The following is a 22,827-nucleotide window of genomic DNA, read 5'->3' as shown; positions in this document are numbered from 1 at the left end:
CCGGCAAAGACAGAAAGCGGGATTGTATGAAGAAATGCGTGGCGATTCGCAACGGTTTTGAAAATTGATGCGATAGGCAAATCCAGCTACAACCGGTTTAAGGGGATAGGCTCTTATTTTACAGGTATTCCTGATGGGAATTATCAATCAGCAACGCCTGTACCTGGCTGAGTTTACCGTTGTGATGGTATAGCGATGGAAAGCAGGCGAACCTACAAGTTTTTCCTTTGGGTAACAAAAAATGGTATTGGCATTCCAGATTCGTCTCCCCCTTTTTTTGCCGCGAGCGGCGCTCAATCGATAAGTGACGGCTAATCACAACAGGTCTAACCCGATCCAGCTGTCACAAAAATGTCATATTAGTTGCATTTTACTGTCATCAAATTGACCTATTTTTTCCACCAGCAAACTACACTCTGATTTAAACATACACTCTGATTAAACAATAGCTCCGGGTCTACACGTTTAAGTATCCCACAGGAGGGATTATGAAACTCATGCGTACCACTATTGCCAGTATTGTTGCAGCAAGTTTTTCTCTGACGGCGGTTTCTGCTTTTGCCGCAGCAAATATTACCGGTGCTGGTGGCACTTTCCCCGCTCCTGTTTATACAAAGTGGGCTGACTCTTACGAAAAAGAAACCGGTAACAAGGTCAACTATCAGGGTATCGGTTCTTCCGGTGGCGTGAAACAAATCCTGGCTAAAACCGTTGATTTCGGTGCGTCGGATGCCCCGCTGGAAGATGCCAAACTGGCTCAGGAAGGGTTGATTCAGTTCCCGACCGTTATCGGCGGTGTGGTACTGGCGGTGAATCTGCCGGGCGTGAAATCCGGTGAGTTGACGCTGGACGGTAAAACCCTGGGTGACATCTATCTGGGTAAAATCAAAAAATGGAATGATGCTGCCATCGCCAAACTGAACCCAGGCGTGAAATTGCCGGATCAGGACATCGCTGTCGTACGTCGTGCCGATGGTTCTGGTACGTCTTACGTATTCACCAGCTATCTGGCGAAAGTAAACAGCGAGTGGAAAGAGAAGATTGGCGCAGGCAACACCGTAAACTGGCCGACCGGTCTGGGTGGTAAAGGCAACGACGGCATCGCGGCTTTCGTACAACGTCTGCCAGGCTCTATCGGTTACGTTGAATATGCTTACGCTAAGCAGAACAACCTGACCTACACCAAACTGATTTCCGCTGATGGCAAAGCGGTTACCCCGACAGAAGTCTCTTTCAGCAACGCCGCCAAGGGTGCTGACTGGAGCAAATCGTTTGCTCAGGACCTGACCAACCAGAAAGGCGACGACGCGTGGCCGATTACCACCACCACCTTCATCCTGATGTACAAAAAGCAGGATAAACCGGAGCAGGGCAAAGAAGTGTTGAAATTCTTTGACTGGGCTTACAACAAGGGCGGTGCACAGGCTAAAGCGCTGGATTACGCAACGCTGCCGAATGAAGTGGTTGCCCAGATTCGCGCTGCCTGGAAAACCCAGGTTAAAGACAGCAGCGATAAGGCACTGTACTGATTGCGGTTAGTCAGGAAAGGCTGAATGAGTTACTGGAGGTGGATAAACCGGAAACGGGGTATCCACCTCTGATACTGATTAGAGCCGTCCTCATTATCGAAAAGACGCAGTTATCTGAAAGAAGAGAGACGTATGGCTGAACACAAGCCAACTAATACACTTGTGGAAAGAAATATTACACCACCAGGAAAACAGGGTGACATTCTCTTCGGGGCGCTGGTCAGACTAGCGGCCCTGTTGACGTTACTGCTGCTGGGCGGAATTATCGTTTCCCTGATTTTTGCTTCCTGGCCAAGCATTAAGACGTTTGGTTTTTCCTTTCTGTGGACCAAAGAATGGGATGTGCCCGCAAAGCAATTCGGGGCACTGGTACCGATTTACGGCACCCTCGTCACCTCGCTGATCGCACTGATTATTGCCATCCCCATCAGCTTTGGTATCGCATTGTTCCTGACGGAACTGGCACCAGGCTGGCTGAAACGTCCGCTTGGCGTAGCGATTGAACTGCTGGCCGCCATCCCCAGTATCGTCTACGGCATGTGGGGGTTGTTCGTATTCGCTCCGCTGTTTGCCACCTATTTCCAGCAGCCGGTAGGCAATGTGCTTTCCAGTATTCCGCTGATCGGCACGCTATTTTCCGGGCCGGCGTTCGGCATCGGCATTCTGGCAGCCGGGGTTATTCTGGCTATCATGATAATCCCCTACATTGCGGCGGTAATGCGTGATGTCTTCGAGCAGACGCCGGTCATGATGAAAGAATCGGCTTACGGCATCGGTTGTACCACCTGGGAAGTTATCTGGCATATCGTGCTGCCGTTTACTAAAAATGGCGTCATCGGCGGGATTATGCTGGGCTTGGGCCGGGCGTTGGGCGAAACCATGGCAGTCACCTTCATCATCGGCAACACCTATCAACTCGACAGTTTCTCACTCTATATGCCGGGCAACAGCATCACCTCTGCGCTGGCCAACGAATTTGCCGAAGCTGACTCCGGACTGCATACCGCGGCATTGATGGAGCTGGGCCTGATCCTGTTTGTGATTACCTTTATCGTGCTGGCTTGTTCCAAGCTGATGATCATGCGTCTGGCAAAAAATGAAGGAGCACGCTGATGGCAAGCATTAGCATTGAAAACCGTTCCGACATGCAGGAAACCCGCCGCAAGATGCAAGCCTGGCGCAGACAGAAAAACCGCATCGCGTTATTTCTGTCGATGCTGACCATGGCGTTTGGCCTGTTCTGGCTGGTGTGGATTCTGATGTCCACCGTGACTAAAGGTTTAGACGGCATGTCGATGTCGCTGTTTACCGAAATGACGCCGCCGCCCAATACGGCGGGGGGGGGTCTGGCTAACGCGATTGTCGGCAGCGGCTTGCTGATTCTGTGGGCGACGCTGTTTGGCACGCCGCTGGGGATTCTGGCGGGCGTTTATCTGGCGGAATATGGCCGTAAATCGCTGATCGCTGAAGTGATCCGCTTTATTAACGACATTCTGTTGTCGGCGCCATCGATTGTGGTGGGGTTGTTCGTCTACACGCTGGTGGTGGCGAAAATGGAGCACTTTTCCGGCTGGGCGGGAGTGATTGCGCTGGCGCTGTTGCAGGTGCCTATCGTGATTCGCACCACCGAGAACATGCTGAAACTGGTGCCGGATAGCCTGCGCGAAGCGGCTTATGCGCTGGGGACGCCGAAATGGAAGATGATCTCAGCCATTACCCTGAAGGCTTCAGTATCCGGCATCATCACCGGGGTGCTGCTGGCGGTGGCGCGTATCGCTGGGGAAACCGCGCCATTGCTGTTTACCTCGCTGTCGAATCAGTTCTGGAGCACGGACATGATGCATCCCATTGCCAACCTGCCGGTTACCATTTTTAAGTTCGCCATGAGTCCGTTCAAGGAATGGCAAGGTCTGGCATGGGCTGGGGTACTGCTGATCACGCTGTGCGTGCTGTTGCTAAACATTCTGGCTCGCGTGCTGTTTGCCAAAAATAAACATTAAACATCGCCACATTAAATGAATATCCGAACGTCGTGCACACGGTGTTCGCCAGAAGAGAGAAGTCTTGATGAGTATGGTCACAGAGACATCCACCAGCAAAATTCAGGTGCGCAATCTGAACTTCTATTACGGAAAATTTCATGCGCTGAAAAACATCACGCTGGATATTGCCAAAAATCAGGTAACGGCATTTATCGGGCCGTCCGGATGCGGCAAGTCCACCTTGCTGCGTACCCTGAATAAAATGTATCAGCTTTATCCAGAGCAACGCGCCGAAGGCGATATCCTGCTCGATGGCAACAACATCCTGACCGATAACCAGGATATCGCGCTGCTGCGCGCCAAAGTGGGCATGGTGTTCCAGAAGCCAACCCCGTTCCCGATGTCTATCTACGACAATATCGCCTTTGGGGTGAAGTTGTTCGAGAAACTGTCGCGTGCAGAAATGGACGAGCGCGTACAGTGGGCGCTGACTAAGGCGGCATTATGGCAGGAAACCAAAGATAAACTGCACCAAAGCGGTTACAGCTTGTCCGGCGGCCAACAGCAACGTCTGTGTATTGCACGCGGCATCGCCATTCGTCCGGATGTGTTGCTGCTGGATGAACCTTGTTCGGCGCTGGACCCGATTTCCACCGGTCGCATTGAAGAGCTGATTTCTGAACTAAAGAAAGACTATACCGTGGTGATCGTGACGCATAACATGCAACAGGCGGCGCGTTGTTCCGACCATACGGCGTTTATGTATCTCGGCGAGCTGATCGAGTTCAGCGATACCGACACCCTGTTTACCGCGCCACGGCAGAAACAGACCGAAGATTACATCACCGGTCGTTACGGTTGATTACGGGAGTATCATGGAAAATCTTAATCTAAACAAACATATTTCCGGTCAGTTTAATGCCGAGCTGGAAAGTATCCGTACCCAAGTGATGACCATGGGCGGGCTGGTGGAACAGCAACTGACTGACGCCATCACTGCCATGCATAATCAGGACGCGGAACTGGCGCAGCGTGTGATCGAAGGCGACGCCAAAGTCAACATGATGGAAGTGAGCATTGACGAGGCGTGCGTGCGCATCATTGCCAAGCGCCAGCCTACCGCCAGTGACCTGCGTCTGGTCATGGCGATCATCAAGACCATTTCCGAGCTGGAGCGTATTGGTGATGTGGCGGACAAAATCTGCCGCACCGCGCTGGAGAAATTCTCCCATCAGCATCAGCCGCTGCTGGTGAGCCTGGAATCACTGGGTAATCACACCATACAGATGCTGCATGATGTGCTGGATGCGTTTGCGCGTATGGACCTGGATGAAGCCAAACGTATCTACATGGAAGACAAGAAGGTGGATAAAGAGTACGAAGGCATTGTGCGTCAGTTAATGACTCACATGATGGAAGACTCCCGCACCATTCCCAGCGTACTGACCGCACTGTTCTGCGCTCGTTCCATCGAGCGTATTGGCGACCGTTGCCAGAACATCTGCGAGTTCATTTTCTACTTCGTCAAAGGCCAGGACTTCCGTCATCTGGGCGGCGACGCGCTGGAAAAAATGCTGGCGCAAAAAGACGACGCCAAACCGGAATAAGGTTGGTCCGTTGCCGCCCCCCTCAACGCCCCGTTTTCGGGGCGTTGTCATTGGTAACGCGGTGTCGCCGTTGCTGTCACCGGAATGGCCACTGACTGGATATAACATAAGTTCATATTATGGGTGTTTATGTTATTTCCGGCGCGCCGTAGCTGCTGCTAGCCTGCATTCATTGAATTAACAAGTGGTTACTCACTCATCATTCTTTATGAACAGCAGCTACAGGCGAATAAAAAGATGAAAAAATCTCTTTTGGCATTTTCTCTTCTGGCAGGATTGGTTTCTCTGGCGGGTAACGCGCAGGCTGACAAGCTGGATGACATCCAGAAAGCCGGCGTAGTGAAAGTCGCGGTATTCGACAGCAATCCGCCGTTTGGTTATGTCGATCCGCAAAGCAAAAAACTGGTGGGCTACGATGTCGATGTCGCGCAAGCCATCGGCAACGCGCTGGGCGTCAAGGTGGAGCTGCGTGCTACCAACCCGGCTAACCGTATTCCATTGCTGACGTCGAAAAAAGTAGACCTGATCGCCGCCAACTTCACCATCACCGATGAGCGTGCTAAACAAGTCAATTTCAGTGTGCCCTATTTTGCTACCGGGCAAAAATTCATCGCCCACAAAGGCGTGTTGAAAACGCCGGATGATCTTAAAAACCTGCGCATTGGCGCTGATAAAGGCACCGTTCAGGAAATCACCCTGCGTGAACATTACCCGACTGCGAAAGTGATTTCCTACGACGATACCCCGCTGGCGTTCGCCGCGTTGCGTAACGGCAACGTGCAGGCTATCACGCAGGATGATGCCAAACTGGTCGGGCTGTTGGGCAACCTGGCGGCGGAGCAGAAAGCCGATTTTGAAATTTCTCCGTTTAGCATCACCAAAGAGTATCAAGGTATCGGCCTTCCGAAAGGGGAAGATCGCCTGACGCAGAAAGTAAACGATATCCTGCTGAATCTGGAAAAACAGGGGGATGCCGTGAAGATTTATAACCGTTGGTTCGGGCCGCAAACGCCGTCCGCCCAGCCGCGTGGTGACTTCAGGATTGCGCCGCTGGAACAACAGCCCAAGGCTTAAAACCCGTGGCGACAGTATTCGCTGTCCGATGATGATATCCCTGATTTCTTACCTGATGATGATTCGCCTCTGGCCGTATCCCGGAGGCGGCTTTCTTGCTGATGATGACTGCTCAATCTTTCCAACAATGGCTGACCGACTGGCTGCTGGCACCTCAGTATCTGCAATGGCTGTGGCAGGGGTTTCAGGTCACTCTGGGTATTGCTACTGCTACCGTGGTGCTGGCAACACTGACAGGACTCATACTGGCCGCTGGTCGAGACAGCCGTACGCGGTGGTTACGCTGGCCGGTGATCGCGTATTGCGTGTTGTTTCGTAATACCCCGCTGCTGGTGCAATTGTTTTTCTGGTATTTCGGCGCGGCACAATTGCTGCCAGATGGGGTGATGCAGTGGCTTAATCGCTCGCATGACATACCGTTTATCGGGCTGAGTGTGCCGTCGTTTGAGTTCCTGACCGGATTATTTGGCCTGACGCTGTATTCCGCTGCGTTTATCGCTGAAGAGGTTCGTGCGGGTATCGCTGGTGTGGCGCGTGGCCAGAAGTATGCTGCCTTTGCGTTGGGACTAACCGGCTGGCAGGCGATGCGCTATGTGGTACTGCCGCAGGCGTTGCGTATCGCGCTGCCGCCGTTACTGGGTCAGTATATGAATGTTGTCAAAAACTCATCGCTGGCGATGGCCATCGGCGTGGCGGAGCTGTCTTACGCCTCCCGGCAGGTGGAAACGGAAACGCTGCGCACCTTTCAGGCGTTTGGCGTTGCAACGGTGCTTTACATCGCGGTGATTGCCCTGCTGGAAGCGTGGGGGCAGTGGCGCCAGCATCGGCAGCCAGTCAGGGGGCATTGAGATGGATTTTTCAATTATTCTCGACAATTTTAGCTACCTGATGTGGGGCACCTATCCTGATGGCCCGTTGGGGGGCGCAGCGTTGACGTTGGCGCTCAGCCTGATGGCCGGGCTTATCTCGGCAATATTGGGAACATTGCTGGGGGTCGCGCTGGCGATGTTGCGCGGCTGGGCTGGCGGATTACTGACCGTGGTGCTGGGCTTTTTCCGGGCAATTCCGGTGATCATGCTGATTTTCTGGACTTACTTTCTTCTGCCTATGGTGTTTGGCGTCGATATTCCCGAAATCACGACGGTGGTGTGCGCGCTGGCGCTGATCGCGTCGGCTTATCTGGCGCATGGCGTAAAAGCGGGCATCATGGCGATAGGTCTGGGTCAGTGGCAGGCGGGGATGTCACTCGGATTAGGGCGCTGGCAAACACTGTGGTACATCGTACTGCCGCAGGCACTGCGCATGATGGTGCCATCGTTCATCAATCAGTGGATTTCCCTGATTAAAGACACATCGCTGGCTTACATTGTCGGTGTGGGCGAGCTGACGTTTCTGGCAACGCAGGTTAATAACCGCAGCATGGTCTATCCGACAGAAGTGTTTCTGTTCATCGCGTTGATCTATTTTATTTTTTGTCTGTCGCTGGATTTGCTGGCGCAGGGTGTCAGTCGGCGTTTTCACGCTGGGCCGCAACCCACCCGTCGTTGGCTATTGGGGCGACGACGGGCGACATGCGTACCAGAATCCCCGTTGCGAGAAGTCGCCTGATTGATTAGGCGGCGGTCGTCAACGGCCAACCGCGGGCCTGCCACAACGCCGGTAGCTGCGCCATGTCACGGAACATCGTCACCAATGGGTGGTGGATTGGGGCATTATGTTCGTCGGCACAGTAGTAGAACACCGGTATACCGGCGGCGATGCCAGCCTGTGTGCCGGAGACGGAATCCTCCACCAGAATGCAGTTTTCCACCGTTACCCCCATCTGTTGTGCGGCGTGATGCAATAACGCCGGGTCCGGCTTCCATTTACCGATATCGTAGCCACTGTACAGATGCTCGCCAAAAAATGGCAGCAAACCGGTCAACCCCAATGAATGCTGCATTTTGCTGACCGGACCGTTAGACACCACAGCTTTAGGCACCTGCAACGCAACCAACACCTCTTTTACGCCAGGAATCGGCTGTAGCGACAGCTCGAAAAGCCGCGCAACCTCCTGACGAAAATGGCGCTCCATCTGCTCCATAGACACCGTCAGGCCAAAACGCTCGCTGATGCGCTCGATAATGTCGTAAAGCTTCATGCCTTTAAAGCTTTTGATCACCTCATTGAGCGGCAACTGCACACCGTAAGGCACAAAAATATTGACGTAAGCCTGGCAGCAGATGACTTCGCTATCAACCAGCGTGCCGTCACAGTCGAAAAATATGCATTCAATCCGGGACATAGACGTTCTCTTGTCAGGGGACGAAATCCCACTTTACCTGACTGACAGCAGAAAGCGATATTTGCAGAAACGAGGGGCCGACTGCTCACGCTCTCTGTAGTAAACAAACGTTTTCCCATCAGGAAGTGAGACGAAAACGCAGCGAACAGGCAGGAGATATAGAAAATTGTTATCGCTGGAAAAAAAAGCGCGCTGACGCGTTAACTACTGCGCATTTTGGTATAGGATACCGGGCGATTATTTTTCCTTTCTTCTTCTTTGGGTCATTTATCATGGATAAATCTCAGTCTGGTTCCGCTGCTGAGCAGGGGCTGCTGGATCGTGTGTTTAAACTGAAGCAGCACGGCACCACCGCTCGTACCGAAACCATTGCCGGGTTCACCACCTTCCTGACGATGGTGTATATCGTTTTCGTTAACCCGCAAATTCTGGGCGCAGCCGGAATGGACACCAAAGCGGTGTTTGTCACCACCTGTCTGATTGCCGCTTTTGGTAGTATTTTCATGGGTCTGCTGGCTAACCTGCCGGTGGCGCTGGCACCTGCGATGGGCCTGAACGCCTTTTTCGCTTTTGTGGTGGTGGGTACCATGGGCCTGCCGTGGCAGGTAGCAATGGGCGCTATTTTCTGGGGTTCGGTAGGATTCCTGCTGTTGACGGTATTCCAGGTTCGTTACTGGATGATCGCCAATATCCCGCTCAGTTTACGCTTAGGCATTGCCAGCGGTATTGGTCTGTTTATTGCCATGATCGGCCTGAAAAATGCCGGTATTATCGTACCGAATCCAGAAACGCTGGTATCAGTCGGCAAGCTGACCTCGCATAGTGTACTGCTGGGCGCGCTGGGCTTTTTCATCATCGTGGTGCTGGCATCGCGTAACATTCATGCGGCGGTACTGATCTCCATCGCGGTAACCACCTTGCTGGGTACGTTGCTGGGAGATGTGAAATTCTCTGGCGTATTCGCTATGCCGCCGAGCGTCAGTAATGTCGTAGGTCAGGTGGATCTGGCCGGGTCGCTGAATCTGGGCCTGTCCGGGGTAATATTCTCCTTCATGCTGGTAAACCTGTTTGACTCTTCCGGCACCCTGATTGGTGTGACCGACAAAGCCGGTCTGGTCGATGCTCAGGGTAAATTTCCACAGATGAAACAGGCACTGTATGTGGATAGCATCAGCTCGGTGGCGGGTTCATTCATCGGTACTTCATGCGTGACGGCCTACATCGAAAGTTCCTCTGGTGTTTCCATCGGTGGTCGTACCGGCCTGACGGCAGTAGTCGTAGGGCTTCTGTTCCTGCTGGTGATGTTTCTGTCGCCGCTGGCAGGGATGGTGCCGGCCTATGCAGCCGCGGGTGCGTTGATTTATGTTGGTGTGCTGATGACGGCCAGCCTGGCGCGCGTTAACTGGGATGACCTGACTGAATCCGTGCCGGCGTTCGTCACTGCCGTGATGATGCCGTTCACCTTCTCGATTACCGAAGGTATCGCACTGGGCTTCATTTCCTACGCGGTAATGAAAGCAGCGACGGGTCGCTGGCGCGACATCAGCCCGTGCGTAATCGTGGTGGCAGTGCTGTTCCTGTTAAAAATCGTGTTTGTGGACGCTCACTAATCACCAACGAGCCGGGGCTACCCGGCTCGTTATCACTGGCTTCCTGTTTTCTTTCCGCTTTTCTATCGCTACATCGCATATTGCGAAGAAGCCTGTTCCGTCGGGTGGCTGCTGAGTTTGATATAGCGCCTCGATTGACGCTGCTGTTGGACGATTTCGCCAGATTTTCGCATACCGTAGGCCGAGGTGTAATTCCACATCACCAGTCGGTCGAGGCGAGGGGTATGGGCGCACGCCCAGGCCAGGTAATCATCAATATCGCTGATTACCGCCACATCCGGAATATGCCGTGACCGCAAACGGCCTGAAGCCGGATGCAGTTTTAGGGATTCCGGGCCGCCAACATTAAAACCCGGAATTTTCAGTACCGACTGACGAATGGTACACAACTGGGTAGCCGCTTCCAGCGGGTCGAGCTGGGCGTCTATCCAGGCTTTTTCCGCATGGGTCTGCGTTTGTAAATGCGCCGGCATTTCACGATTCCAGACACGGATAATTTCCACATCCATCCCCACTTTGCCCTCTTCACTAAGCAGGATTGCGATGGTATTTCCTGCGTAGCCAAGGCTGAAATCGGGCAGATGCGGATCAACAAAGCAGGGCCTGCCGTTTGGCGAAACCATGAGTGGCGGAAGTACCGGATAACCGAAAAAATAAAACATCATTTCTGCCAGCAGCGCACGGCTCTTCAGATAACGCTCACGGCGCTTTACAGAAAAACTGTGTGTAGATGTAATCAGGTCATCCGATAACCGCTGCAGATCGGGTAACGCTTCCGTGCTTGCCCACCTGACGAAATGACAGGTCATATTCACTCCATGATACCAACGAAAAAAACTTGATAATTTTTAGCAGAATAGCTGTTCTGTGAAGTTTATTTCCGACGCAAATGGTCAGATAAATATCCGCACCAAAGAGAAACTGGCGGATGAATCGTCGATAATTATCACTGTTCGAGCAGAATACGTCAAAAAGCACTTTTTATTAAAATTGATTTAATTTTATTTGAAACAAAATCTAGCTGATATCACATCATATTAGTAGCGATGGTGTATAGCTTGCCCGCGAACGCATCCCGGCATCACGGGCAAAAAGGCATTAGCGTAAACAGATATCCGCCTGATGCCATGCGGAACGTTGCTGCTTTTCCTGAACCTGCTCGGTCAGTGCCTGCGGCGTAACCAGTGTTAACGCCGATGTCGGACACACGCGTACACAAGATGGACTATCCGCAACGCCGATGCAAAGGTCGCATTTATGGACTTCACTGCCTGATAGCGATGGGGCAGATGTCTCATCACCGAATGCGTGCGTCACCACATTGATGGCACCGAACGGACAAGCGATTACGCAACTTTTACAGCCAATACACCGTGACGCAATCACCTGAATACTGTCTTGATGTTGCACCAGCGCATCATGTGGACAGGCCCTGGCGCAGGGTGCATTTTCGCACTGATGGCACAGCACGGGTGTACTCACGTTAGCATTTTTAATTACTTTTAGGCGCGGAAAAAAATGCGATTTATGCAGTTTTTGTTGGTTGCCGCCCACATGAGCAACAGCACAGGCGATCTCGCAGGTGCGACAACCAATGCATTTGGCGGCGTCTGCAATAACAAACTGATTCATGACCAATTCTCCAGCTAAACAACGGCGCTGACCGGCAGCGACATATCCTGACACTCCAGCCCCATCACCCGCAGCATACCTTGTGCCGCTTTACGACCATCAGCAATGGCGGTAACTACCAGATCAGCGCCGCGCACCACATCCCCACCCGCGAATACCTGCGGATGGCTAGTCTGGCAGGGGTGCTTGTCGCCAGGTTTAGTCGTCATAATGCAGCCCCAGCGATCCAGCTCGATATGGGCGTCCTGCAACCATGGCATGTTGTGTGTCTGGAAACCGAACGCCGTGATCACCGCCTCAGCAGGCTGCACGAATTCAGAACCAGCCACCGGTTTTGGCCGACGGCGACCGCTGGCGTCCGGTTCGCCCATTTCGGTACGAATCAGGCTGACTCCGCAGACCTCTCCGTCATCATTCAGGCAAATCTTGAGCGGTTGAACATTGAACAGAAACTCCACGCCTTCTTCGCGGGCATTTTTTACTTCTTTACGTGAACCCGGCATATTGGCTTCATCACGGCGATAGGCGCAGGTGACCGACACCGCCCCCTGACGAATCGAGGTGCGCAGGCAATCCATCGCGGTGTCACCGCCGCCCAGCACCAGCACACGCTTACCCTGCATCGACACATAAGGCTCATTGGGCAATTCAGGCAGCCCCATTACCCGCTTGGTGTTGGCTATCAGGAACGGCAGCGCGTCGTATACACCGGGAGTGTCTTCGTTTTCCAGACCGGCTTTCATGGAACCATACGTCCCTACGCCAACAAACAGAGTGTCAAATTCTGCCAGCAACTGCGCCATACTAATATCCGTTCCCACTTCGGTATTAAGACGGAACTCGATCCCCATAGCGCTGAAGATTTCCCGACGCCGACTCAGCACTGACTTGTCCAGCTTGAAGGCCGGAATACCGAAGGTCAGCAACCCGCCAATTTCAGGGTGCCGGTCAAATACCACCGCTTGTACGCCGTGGCGTGCCAGCACATCGGCACAAGCCAGTCCAGCGGGGCCGGCACCGATGATGGCAGCCCGCTTGCCGGTGGGCTTAACCTGGCTGAGATCCGGCTGCCAGCCCATGCTCATCGCGGTATCGGTGATATAGCGCTCAATGTTGCCCACAGTCACAGCGCCGTAACCTTTGCCTAGCGTGCAGGCACCTTCGCATAACCTATCCTGCGGGCAGACCCGGCCACAGACTTCCGGCAAGCTGCTGGTACGGTGCGACAGTTCGACAGCATCGAGAATGCGTCCTTGCTGCACCAGTTGCAGCAAGGCGGGAATGTTATTATGCAACGGGCAGGTCCATTCACAGACGGCGTGCTGGCTGCAATGCAGGCAACGGCTGGCCTGATCGTGGGTGTGTTCAGCGCTGAAGCCGTGATAGATCTCGCCAAAAGTGGTCACGCGTTCTTCCAGCGATTTTTTCACCGCATCCCGGCGCGGCCAGTTTTTATGCTTATCCAGCGGGTGACACGCTATTTCGGCAAACGTAGGGACCGCGCGCGACGTTGACGTATCCGTTATGGCGGTTTGTGCCATACGCTGTTGTTTCTCCTGACGCTGCTTTTCTAGTGAGTGTTCACTTACAAGTTGAAGCGCCTGAGTTGGACACGCCTCCACGCAAGCCGGCCCTTCCGGACGACCACTGCAAAGATCGCATTTGTGGGCGGCGGCACCTTTAGCCTGCTTTTTGACGGTAATCGCGCCAAACGGACACGCCAGCACACAGGTTTTACAGCCGATACACTTTTCAGCAACCAGTTGAATGCCGCCCTGTTTTCTGACCAGCGCCTGCGTGGGACACACTTTCGCGCAAGGAGAATCTTCACAGTGGCGGCAGGTCACTGCGATATTGTGTTCTCCCAGATGAAACACCCTTATCCGGGGGAGAAAATCGTCCCTGTTTTCCGGATAACGCCCGTGATTATGGGAAATCACGCAGGCAATCTCGCAGGCATCACAGCCAATACAATCCTTTGCATTTGCGATAACAAACTGATTCATATCTTCTCCCGACATGTACCACATTGGGTGTATATATGACCCGCCAGTCATTTTCAGATGCCCCCTCATCGAACAAAGTAGGTGTGTACTCACTTAATTAATGAGGAGTGTCTGTTGTGATGGCAGGCTGCGTTGCGCCGAAATGACTTGCCGGGCGGGCGAAAAGTGACGAAAGCAGCCTGAGCGGGTCACTCAGAAAGTGATTTTGGAAGGGGGCTGCTACCTGTCTCATCAGGAAAAAAATAACAATCCCCTCAGTTACTGAGGTTTATCCTAGCGACTCAAGCCGATGTGAATCTTGATATAGAACAGATAAAGCGAGTTAAAAATAACCAAAACTTTTCATGCAGTTATCAAAAAATAAAATTGCAACCTGAAAGGGAAAACATTGGCTTTTCAATAAAAATATCAATCAACATGATACCGATAACGTTTATCCTGTATTTATAGTTCAAGACATTACGTTCGGTTGTCATATCAGAAAACCTGACTATGATTTGTTAATCATAATTAAAGAATATATACCCTAAATAATTTGAGTTGCAGGATAAAACACTTTGCGTTTTGAACAACCCAACGAGCTGGCCTTCAGGACAAAGATCATATAAGCCTTGTAACGCAGCAAGAGTGTGACAAATTCGTTGGGAACGAATTTGACCAGCCAACGTCTCCTCCGGTGAAAGACAGGATGTCTCTCATTTCACCCTGATGAGCTTACTCAGGTGAGTAATTTGGGTGAACGACAAGGCTGCCGGGAGCAGAATTGAACACTGCTTGAAGCGACCAACGCGTTGCGTTGTTTAATATGCAAATGTTTTGCTCCGCCACTCGAACGCTTCGGAATCTATCAACGTGTTTGTTGACAGGAGTAAGTCATTCTCATGAATTAAGAACCATTCAAATAGACGTCATTGGCACAGCCAGTTTTGACACAAGAAACCTGGTTCGCCCCTGAAGTAAGCCGGATTGAGCAGTGGGTGAAGCGAGTAGTAGGTGAAGCGAATAGTAAGTGCTCTGCCGAGGTGAGAAATAACAAGTAAAATAGTTTATTGAATTAGATTATAAAAGTTATTTCTATTTTGATGATCATTAGTCATATTGAAACAAATAGTAATTATTGTTTTGTTTTGATGTCATTGTGATTTTTATCACAAAAAAATATTACTTCTTATGCGTTTATATACCGTTTAGGTTTTGTGTGCATCAAAGCTCAACTCCGTTTTTATTGATGATGGGTTTAAACATAGCTTGCTACTCTTTATTGCAGATTGAATATCAGCCTTGCGGATTGAACATCGGTTGAAAAGAAGCATTTTAATACTTAATTAAAAAATCTTTGTTATGCTCGTCTGCTAACGGTCAGAGGGGTGATATTATTGACGGCTTGTCATAATTGCTTTTCTACATGATGCTTATAGATGCGCAAGGACTAAAGGAGTGGTTTCCCCTGACGTATTTATTCTCAAATCCGACTCCGATGGCGGGACAGCGATGCTACCTGAGCGTAAGGCCCGACATCATTCGCGTGGCAGAATACGACGTTCGCATGTTGAACAACGCAACGCGTTAGCCCCTTAGGCCAAGGTGAGTGACGAACGTTGTAATGCGGCCAGCGCACCTGCAACTTGAAATATGACGGGTATAAAGCATTAATCTCGCCACACCAACAACCATCGATTTAACCTGAGAGTGAATTTTTACATGGCTGATTTTCTACCTTTCTCACGCCCCGCTTTAGGTGAGGAAGAACTTGCCGCGGTCGAGCAGGTTCTTCGTTCCGGATGGATTACTACTGGCCCCAAAAATCAGGAACTGGAACAACAATTTGCTGCACTGACCGGTGCAAAACATGCGATTGCCGTCAGTTCTGCGACCGGCGGTATGCATGTCACCCTGATGGCATTGGGGATTAGCGCAGGTGATGAGGTCATCACGCCATCGCTGACCTGGGTTTCTACCCTGAACATGATTGTGCTGCTCGGTGCCGAGCCGGTGATGGTAGACGTGGACCGAGATAACCTGATGGTGACGCCAGAGGTGATTGAAGCGGCCATTACGCCCCGAACCAAAGCGATTATCCCGGTTCACTACGCTGGTGCGCCGGCAGATATTGACGCTATTCGTGATATTGGCCGTCGTCACGGCATCCCGGTGATTGAAGATGCCGCCCACGCTGCTGGCACCTACTATCGTGGCCGTCACGTCGGCGGCGAAGGTACGGCGATTTTCTCCTTCCACGCCATCAAAAACGTGACCTGCGCTGAAGGCGGTCTGGTGGTAACGGACGACGACGCGCTCGCCAACCGCATTCGCAGCCTGAAGTTCCATGGACTGGCCGTAGACGCGTTCGACCGTATGGTGCAAGGGCGCGCGCCACAAGCGGAAGTGGTATCGCCGGGCTTCAAGTACAACCTGCCGGACATCAATGCCGCCATTGCTCTGGTGCAACTGAACAAGCTGGCCGCTAACAACGCCCGTCGTGAAGCGCTGGCCCAACGTTATCTGCAAAAACTGGCGTCACTGCCGTTCCAGCCACTGTCATTGCCGTCATGGCCACATCAGCACGCCTGGCACCTGTTTATCATCCGGGTGGATGAAGCACGTTGTGGCATCGACCGTGACGGGCTGATGCAAGCGTTAAAAGAACGTAATATCGGCACCGGCCTGCATTTCCGTGCTGCTCATACCCAGAAATATTACCGTGAACGTTTCACCAATCTGCATCTGCCGAATACTGACTGGAACTCGGCGCGAATCTGCTCCCTGCCGCTGTTCCCGGATATGCATGATGAGGATGTGGACCGGGTAGTGGACGCATTAACTGAACTGGCGGGGAAACGCTGATGTCAGACATGGAAGCAATTAATAAAGTCTCGGTGGTGATCCCGGTCTTCAACGAGCAGGAAAGCCTGCCGGAACTGATTCGTCGTACTACCACCGCCTGTGAGCAACTGAGCCAGGATTATGAAATCCTGCTGGTGGATGACGGCAGTAGCGACAATTCGGCTGCGTTGCTGACCGAAGCAGCGCAAGCACCGGGCAGCCATGTGGTGGCGGTGATCCTCAATCGTAACTATGGGCAGCATTCGGCGATTATGGCCGGGTTCAGCCATGTGTCGGGTGATCTTATCATCACGCTGGATGCCGACCTGCAAAACCCGCCGGAAGAGATTCCCCGGCTGGTGAGCGCGGCGGAGCAAGGGTACGACGTGGTGGGCACCATCCGTGAGAATCGTCAGGACAGCTGGTTTCGCAAAACCGCATCCCGCATGATTAACCACCTGATCCAGCGCACTACCGGTAAAGCCATGAACGACTACGGCTGTATGCTGCGCGCCTATCGCCGTCATATTATCGACGCGATGCTGCACTGCCATGAGCGCAGTACCTTTATCCCGATTCTCGCCAATACCTTCGCCCGCCGCACCACCGAAATTCTGGTGCGTCATTCCGAGCGTGAATTTGGCGATTCCAAATACAGCCTGATGAAGCTTATCAACCTGATGTACGACCTGGTGACCTGCCTGACCACCACGCCGCTGCGGTTGTTGAGCGTGGTGGGCAGCGTCATTGCGATTTCCGGTTTCACGCTGGCGCTGTTGTTGATTCTGATGCGTCTGTTTTTCGGCGCAGCCTGGGCGGCGGACGGCGTGTTTACACTGTTTGCCGTGCTGTTTTCCTTTATCGGCGCCCAGTTCGTCGGCATGGGGCTGCTTGGGGAATACATCGGACGGATCTACAACGATGTCCGTGCGCGTCCCCGTTATTTTATTCAACGTATTGTTGGCAATGATCCACGATTTTCTGAACAGGACAATGAAGAATGAAAGCTGTTGTTTTTGCCTATCATGATTTCGGCTGCGTGGGACTCCGCGCGTTGGTGGCGGCGGGTTATACCGTAGAAGCGGTGTTTACCCACGCGGATAATCCCGCGGAAAATCAGTTTTTTGGATCGGTAGCCCGTACCGCAGCGGAGCTGGGTATCCCGGTATTCGCGCCTGAAGACGTCAACCACCCGCTGTGGGTGGAACGTATCGCCGCGATGTCGCCGGACGTGATTTTTTCCTTCTATTATCGTCACCTGCTGAGCGATGCCATTTTGCAAAGCGCGGCGCATGGCGCTTACAACCTGCACGGTTCGCTGCTGCCACGTTATCGTGGCCGGGCGCCGCTGAACTGGGCGCTGGTCAATGGCGAAACCGAAACCGGCGTCACCCTGCACCGCATGGTGGCTCGCGCTGATGCCGGCAATATTGTGGCGCAGCAGCATGTGACCATCGACGAAAACGATACTGCGCTGAGCCTGCATCGCAAGCTGCGTGATGTTGCTGAGCAGTTGCTGAAAGACAACCTGCCTGCTATCGCGGCAGGTAAAGCGAATGATATTGCGCAAGATGAGAGCCAGGCCACCTATGTGGGTCGTCGTACTCCGGAAGATGGCCGTATTGAATGGCAGAAACCGGCGCGTGCGCTGTACAACCTGGTGCGTGCGGTCACCGAGCCGTGGCCGGGCGCGTTCAGCTTTGTCGGTACTACCAAGTTCATTATCTGGCAGGCGAAAGTACGTACTGACTTTGCCGCCGCCAAGCCAGGCACCGTACTGAGCACCTCACCGTTAGTGGTTGCTTGCGGCAGCGATGCGCTGGAGATTGTCACCGGTCAGGGCGACAACGGTATTTATCTGCAAGGCGCACAACTGGCTCAAAGCCTGGGGCTGGTGACCGGCGCGATTCTCAACAACTCGCCGGTGGTGAGTGTTAAACGCCGTACCCGTGTGCTGATTCTCGGTGTGAACGGCTTTATCGGCAACCACCTGACTGAGCGTCTGTTGCAGGAAGACAACTACGAAGTATTCGGTCTGGACATCAGTTCCGATGCCATCGAACGTTTCCTCGACAACCCGCGTTTCCACTTCGTGGAAGGGGACATCAGCATTCACTCAGAGTGGATCGAATACCACATCAAGAAATGCGACGTGGTGCTGCCGCTGGTGGCGATTGCCACGCCTATCGAATATACCCGCAACCCGCTGCGTGTGTTCGAGCTGGATTTCGAAGAAAACCTGAAAACCATCCGTGACTGCGTGAAGTACAAAAAACGCATCATTTTCCCGTCCACCTCCGAGGTGTACGGCATGTGTACCGATCCGGTGTTCGACGAAGACAACTCTAACCTGATCGTCGGGCCTATCAACAAACAGCGTTGGATTTACTCGGTATCTAAACAGCTGTTGGACCGCGTTATCTGGGCTTACGGCGAAAAAGAAGGGCTGCGTTTCACCCTGTTCCGCCCGTTTAACTGGATGGGACCACGTCTGGACAACCTGAACGCCGCGCGTATCGGCAGTTCCCGCGCTATCACCCAGTTGATCCTGAACCTGGTGGAAGGTTCGCCGATCAAACTGGTGGACGGTGGTCGTCAGAAACGCTGCTTTACCGACATCAAAGACGGTATCGAAGCGCTGTTCCGCATCATCGAAAATAAAGATGGCAAGTGCGACGGTCAGATCATCAACATCGGTAACCCGGACAACGAAGCGAGCATTCGCCAACTGGCGGAAATGCTGCTGGAGAGCTTCGAGAAACATCCGCTGCGTAATCAGTTCCCGCCGTTCGCCGGTTTCCGCGAAGTAGAAAGCAGTAGCTACTACGGTAAAGGCTATCAGGATGTGGAGCATCGTAAGCCCAGCATCCGCAACGCCAAGCGCCTGTTGCACTGGCAGCCGACCATCGAGATGGAAAAAACCGTGGCGGAAACCCTGGACTTCTTCCTCCAGACCGTTGAAACCGGCCGATTCAGTCAGGACAGCGAATGAGAAAAGTAGGGTTACGGATCGACGTTGATACCTGGCGCGGCACGCGGGTGGGGGTGCCCCGCCTGCTGGAGTTGCTGGACGTCTATGGCGTCCGGGCCAGCTTTTTCTTCAGTGTCGGACCTGACAACATGGGGCGCCATCTCTGGCGCCTTATCCGCCCAGTGTTTTTATGGAAGATGCTGCGCTCACGCGCAGCATCGCTGTATGGCTGGGATATCCTGTTGGCAGGCACCGCCTGGCCGGGAAGAGTGATTGGCCGCGGCTTACCAGACCCTATCCTCGCCGCATCCCGACGACACGAAGTGGGACTGCACGCCTGGGATCATTTCGCCTGGCAAACCTGGGCCGGGGTGTGGGATCAGGCCAAAATGGAACAGCAGATCCGGTTGGCCTACGAAGCGTTACAGTCGATTACCGGCGAACCGGTGATGTGCTCGGCAGTGGCCGGCTGGCGCGCGGACCAAACCGCGGTAGAAGCCAAACAGCAGTTTGGCTTTCGCTACAACAGCGATTGTCGCGGCACCGCGCCGTTCCGCCCACTGCTCAACGACGGCAGCACAGGTACGGTACAGATTCCAGTCACACTTCCCACCTGGGATGAGGCAGTTGGCCGGGAAACCAGCGCTGCCGACTTCAACCGCTATATTCTGGATAAAATTCATCAGGATAAGGGAACGCCGGTCTATACCATCCATGCCGAAGTAGAAGGGATTGTGATGAGCGATCAGTTCAGCGAACTGTTGGCGCTGGCGGAACAGGAAGGTATTCGTTTTTGTCCGCTCAGTGAATTGCTGCCGGACGACACCACTACATTGCCGGTCGGACGCGTGGTGCGGGGTTCCCTCGCCGGACGCGATGGCTGGTTGGGATGTCAGCAGACCGTGGAGGCGGCCTGATGAAATACGCACGTCAAACAACGCTATGGCTGGCGTTGTTACTGCTCTACTACTTCATTCCCCTCAATGGCCGCTTATTATGGCAACCGGATGAAACCCGCTACGCGGAAATCAGCCGGGAAATGCTGGCAGGCGGCAACTGGATTGCCCCACATTTTCTGGGAATTCGCTATTTTGAAAAACCGATAGCCGGTTACTGGGTGAATAACATCGGCCAGTGGCTGCTGGGAGACAATAACGCTGGCGTGCGCGCCGGTTCAGTGTTCTCCATTTTGCTCACAGCAGCGCTGATTTACTGGCTGACTCAGCGATTGTGGCAACAACGGCGTACCTCACTGCTGGCGATGGCTATCTACCTGAGCTGTTTTTTGGTTTACGGCATCGGTACCTATGCAGTGCTCGACCCTATCGTCACGCTGTGGCTGGCGGCGGCGATGTGCAGCTTCTGGGGAGCAGCACAGGCTACCACTCGCACCAGCAAGGTCGGCGGCTATTTGCTATTGGGTGCGGTATGCGGCATGGGCTTCATGACCAAGGGCTTTCTGGCGCTGGCAGTGCCGGTGATTGCCGTGCTGCCATGGGTCACGCTGGAGCGGCGCTGGAAAGAGGTGCTGCTTTACGGCCTGCTGGCGATTGTCAGCGCGGTGGCGATATCACTGCCGTGGGCGCTGGCCGTAGCGCGTCAGCAACCGGATTTCTGGCACTATTTCTTCTGGGTTGAACATATTCAGCGGTTCGCCGATTCCAAAAATGCCCAGCACAAAGCACCGTTCTGGTACTACCTGCCGGTGTTAATCGCAGGCGTACTGCCGTGGCTGGCGTTGCTGCCGTCGTCACTGCTGCAAGGCTGGCGTGAGCGACGTCAGCAAAGCGGCGCATTCTATCTGCTGGGTTGGGTAGTGATGCCATTCCTGTTTTTCAGCATCGCCAAAGGAAAACTGCCGACTTACATTCTGCCTTGCTTCGCGCCGCTGGCGATCCTGATGGCCAGACGCGCTACCACCTTGCTAAGCCCGCGTGTGCTAACCATCAACGGCTGGATCAATCTGGCGGTGGGTGTGCTGTGCGCATTAATAGTGGGATTGGTACTGGCACCGTGGGGATTGTCGCATCGCCCACTCTATCAGCCACAGGAAAGCGCCAAGGTAGTGTTGGGTGTCGTGGCGTTTCTTTTCTGGGGGCTGATCGGCTGGTGGACATCGCGCCATTCGGCGACTCGCTGGCACTGGGCTGCCGTTTGCCCACTGGGCATTGCGTTGCTCGTGGGTATGGCAATCCCTGAACGGGTAATGGAAACCAAGAATCCACAGTGGTTTGTGCGTAGCGTAACATCACAGCTCTCTCAGAGTCGCTATATTCTGGCAGACAGCGTGGGCATAGCTTCCGCTATCGCCTGGGAACAAAAACGCAGCGATATTCTGATGTACGACAATTCAGGTGAACTGGAATATGGTTTATCGTATCCAGACAGCGCTAATCGCAAGGTGTCTGCCGAAGCCTTTGCCGATTGGCTGGCAGCGCACCGCCGTGAAGGCAATGTATCGCTGGTGCTGATTTTCTCTTCGGAAACTGATCCGATCACCGGAGTACCGCCAGCGGATTACACTGACAGGAAAGGGCGTATCGCCTTGCTGTGGTACCGTCAGCAATGATTAATTACCTGCTGATTCTACTGGTCAGTTTATTGACCTGCGCTGGTCAGCTTAGCCAGAAACAGGCCGCCAGTTGGCAGGGCGGCCATCGCTCACGTCGCACTCATATTTTATTGTGGATGGGGGTCAGCCTGCTGCTGTTGGGTCTGGCGATGGTGATATGGCTGGCGGTGCTACAGCGAGTGGCGGTGAGCGTGGCCTATCCGATGCTGAGCCTGAATTTTATTCTGGTAGCGCTGGCGGCACGTTGGCTATGGCAGGAAGCCATTAGCCTGCGCCAGTCGGTCGGCATTGTGCTGATTGTGGTTGGTGTCATATTGATGGGAGGAAGTTCGTGAAAGGCTATGGATGGGCGTTGTTAAGTGTGGTGCTGGTCAGTGCAGCACAATTGTCGATGAAATGGGGGATGTCTCAGTTACCCTCACTGACGGAACCGCTGCCGTTTATGTTCGCTATGCTGGTGTTGCCTATTGCAGCATCAGCGGTGTTGGTTGGGCTGGCGGCGTATGCTTTTTCTATGCTGAGCTGGTTTAACGCCCTGCGTTTTCTACCGCTAAGTCGGGCGTACCCATTGCTGAGCCTCAGTTATGTGCTGGTCTGGGGACTGGCGGTGGCGTTGCCTGTCTTTCCCGATACGTTTAGTACCGGCAAGCTGCTGGCTATCGCGTTAATTATTGCTGGCGTATGGCTGGTATGTAGCCGGCAAGCCTCGCGTCTGGAAGACGAATCTTGAAGATTGC

The 22,827-nt window shown here is 53.3% G+C and carries 20 protein-coding genes; 16 read left to right on the top strand and 4 right to left on the bottom strand.

Annotated elements, in window-relative coordinates:
• The first annotated feature begins 488 nt into the window (after positions 1-488).
• From pstS to Dpoa2040_RS09700, 8 genes are all read left to right on the top strand, one after another.
• Positions 489-1,529 carry a phosphate ABC transporter substrate-binding protein PstS gene (pstS, locus tag Dpoa2040_RS09735; protein WP_168641115.1) on the top strand — a complete coding sequence of 347 codons (1,041 nt, stop codon included), beginning with the start codon at positions 489-491 and terminating at the stop codon, positions 1,527-1,529.
• Between the two features lie 132 nt (positions 1,530-1,661).
• On the top strand, positions 1,662-2,642 hold the full coding sequence (gene pstC / locus Dpoa2040_RS09730; RefSeq protein WP_168641114.1) for a phosphate ABC transporter permease PstC: 981 nt from the start codon (positions 1,662-1,664) through the stop codon (positions 2,640-2,642).
• Positions 2,642-3,529 carry a phosphate ABC transporter permease PstA gene (pstA, locus tag Dpoa2040_RS09725; RefSeq protein WP_042873642.1) on the top strand — a complete coding sequence of 296 codons (888 nt, stop codon included), beginning with the start codon at positions 2,642-2,644 and terminating at the stop codon, positions 3,527-3,529. Before pstC ends, pstA begins: the two co-directional genes overlap by 1 nt.
• A 67-nt stretch (positions 3,530-3,596) precedes the next feature.
• Positions 3,597-4,373 carry a phosphate ABC transporter ATP-binding protein PstB gene (gene pstB, locus Dpoa2040_RS09720; protein ID WP_042873643.1) on the top strand — a complete coding sequence of 259 codons (777 nt, stop codon included), beginning with the start codon at positions 3,597-3,599 and terminating at the stop codon, positions 4,371-4,373.
• 13 nt (positions 4,374-4,386) lie between these two features.
• Positions 4,387-5,118, top strand: a complete 732-nt coding sequence (gene phoU / locus Dpoa2040_RS09715; protein ID WP_042873645.1) for a phosphate signaling complex protein PhoU — start codon at positions 4,387-4,389, stop codon at positions 5,116-5,118.
• A 237-nt stretch (positions 5,119-5,355) separates the two neighbouring features.
• Entirely contained in the window at positions 5,356-6,192 is an 837-nt protein-coding gene (locus Dpoa2040_RS09710) for an ABC transporter substrate-binding protein (RefSeq protein WP_168641113.1), read from the top strand.
• A gap of 101 nt (positions 6,193-6,293) precedes the next feature.
• Entirely contained in the window at positions 6,294-7,040 is a 747-nt protein-coding gene (locus Dpoa2040_RS09705; RefSeq protein WP_050569522.1) for an amino acid ABC transporter permease, read from the top strand.
• Position 7,041: 1 nt separating this feature from the next.
• The gene (locus Dpoa2040_RS09700) at positions 7,042-7,800 is read left to right on the top strand and encodes an amino acid ABC transporter permease (RefSeq protein WP_042873648.1); all 759 of its coding nucleotides are present in this window, start codon (positions 7,042-7,044) and stop codon (positions 7,798-7,800) included.
• Positions 7,801-7,804: 4 nt separating this feature from the next.
• Here Dpoa2040_RS09700 and yieH read toward each other — a convergent pair whose 3' ends face one another.
• Positions 7,805-8,476 carry a 6-phosphogluconate phosphatase gene (gene yieH / locus Dpoa2040_RS09695; protein ID WP_168641112.1) on the bottom strand — a complete coding sequence of 224 codons (672 nt, stop codon included), beginning with the start codon at positions 8,474-8,476 and terminating at the stop codon, positions 7,805-7,807.
• Between the two features lie 272 nt (positions 8,477-8,748).
• Between yieH and Dpoa2040_RS09690 the strand changes: the two genes are divergently transcribed.
• The gene (locus Dpoa2040_RS09690) at positions 8,749-10,086 is read left to right on the top strand and encodes an NCS2 family permease (protein WP_168641111.1); all 1,338 of its coding nucleotides are present in this window, start codon (positions 8,749-8,751) and stop codon (positions 10,084-10,086) included.
• A 68-nt stretch (positions 10,087-10,154) separates the two neighbouring features.
• Here the strand turns inward: Dpoa2040_RS09690 and Dpoa2040_RS09685 are convergent, their stop codons facing one another.
• The 3 genes from Dpoa2040_RS09685 to aegA all read right to left on the bottom strand — a co-directional run bounded on the left by Dpoa2040_RS09685 (position 10,155) and on the right by aegA (position 13,724).
• A complete protein-coding gene (locus Dpoa2040_RS09685; protein WP_146411688.1) occupies positions 10,155-10,895 on the bottom strand; it encodes a 4'-phosphopantetheinyl transferase superfamily protein in 741 nt (246 codons plus the stop codon).
• Between the two features lie 289 nt (positions 10,896-11,184).
• Complete coding sequence (locus Dpoa2040_RS09680; RefSeq protein WP_168641110.1) at positions 11,185-11,718, bottom strand: 4Fe-4S dicluster domain-containing protein; 534 nt, start codon at positions 11,716-11,718, stop codon at positions 11,185-11,187.
• Between the two features lie 14 nt (positions 11,719-11,732).
• The gene (gene aegA / locus Dpoa2040_RS09675) at positions 11,733-13,724 is read right to left on the bottom strand and encodes a formate-dependent uric acid utilization protein AegA (RefSeq protein WP_168641109.1); all 1,992 of its coding nucleotides are present in this window, start codon (positions 13,722-13,724) and stop codon (positions 11,733-11,735) included.
• 1,701 nt (positions 13,725-15,425) lie between these two features.
• On the opposite strand from aegA, the gene arnB reads away from it, so the two are divergent.
• From arnB to arnF, 7 genes are read left to right on the top strand one after another with little or no spacing between them, the layout of a single operon-like run.
• Positions 15,426-16,568, top strand: coding sequence for a UDP-4-amino-4-deoxy-L-arabinose aminotransferase (arnB, locus tag Dpoa2040_RS09670; protein ID WP_168641108.1), 1,143 nt, complete (start codon positions 15,426-15,428; stop codon positions 16,566-16,568).
• Entirely contained in the window at positions 16,568-17,551 is a 984-nt protein-coding gene (gene arnC / locus Dpoa2040_RS09665) for an undecaprenyl-phosphate 4-deoxy-4-formamido-L-arabinose transferase (protein ID WP_042873660.1), read from the top strand. Before arnB ends, arnC begins: the two co-directional genes overlap by 1 nt.
• A complete protein-coding gene (arnA, locus tag Dpoa2040_RS09660; RefSeq protein WP_168641107.1) occupies positions 17,548-19,539 on the top strand; it encodes a bifunctional UDP-4-amino-4-deoxy-L-arabinose formyltransferase/UDP-glucuronic acid oxidase ArnA in 1,992 nt (663 codons plus the stop codon). The genes arnC and arnA overlap by 4 nt, the downstream gene beginning before the upstream one ends.
• Positions 19,536-20,435 carry a 4-deoxy-4-formamido-L-arabinose-phosphoundecaprenol deformylase gene (gene arnD / locus Dpoa2040_RS09655; RefSeq protein WP_042873664.1) on the top strand — a complete coding sequence of 300 codons (900 nt, stop codon included), beginning with the start codon at positions 19,536-19,538 and terminating at the stop codon, positions 20,433-20,435. Before arnA ends, arnD begins: the two co-directional genes overlap by 4 nt.
• Entirely contained in the window at positions 20,435-22,087 is a 1,653-nt protein-coding gene (gene arnT, locus Dpoa2040_RS09650; protein ID WP_168641106.1) for a lipid IV(A) 4-amino-4-deoxy-L-arabinosyltransferase, read from the top strand. Before arnD ends, arnT begins: the two co-directional genes overlap by 1 nt.
• The gene (gene arnE, locus Dpoa2040_RS09645; RefSeq protein ID WP_050569523.1) at positions 22,084-22,425 is read left to right on the top strand and encodes a 4-amino-4-deoxy-L-arabinose-phosphoundecaprenol flippase subunit ArnE; all 342 of its coding nucleotides are present in this window, start codon (positions 22,084-22,086) and stop codon (positions 22,423-22,425) included. Before arnT ends, arnE begins: the two co-directional genes overlap by 4 nt.
• Positions 22,422-22,820 (top strand): 4-amino-4-deoxy-L-arabinose-phosphoundecaprenol flippase subunit ArnF, encoded by a 399-nt coding sequence (gene arnF, locus Dpoa2040_RS09640; RefSeq protein WP_042873667.1) that lies wholly within the window; start codon positions 22,422-22,424, stop codon positions 22,818-22,820. The genes arnE and arnF overlap by 4 nt, the downstream gene beginning before the upstream one ends.
• Positions 22,821-22,827: the final 7 nt, after the last annotated feature.

The sequence above is a fragment of the Dickeya sp. CFBP 2040 genome (genome assembly GCF_012273755.1).
Lineage (GTDB): Bacteria > Pseudomonadota > Gammaproteobacteria > Enterobacterales > Enterobacteriaceae > Dickeya > Dickeya poaceiphila.
The sequence above is the reverse complement of the archived record's forward strand: the minus strand, read 5'-3'. Positions and strand labels throughout refer to the sequence as shown.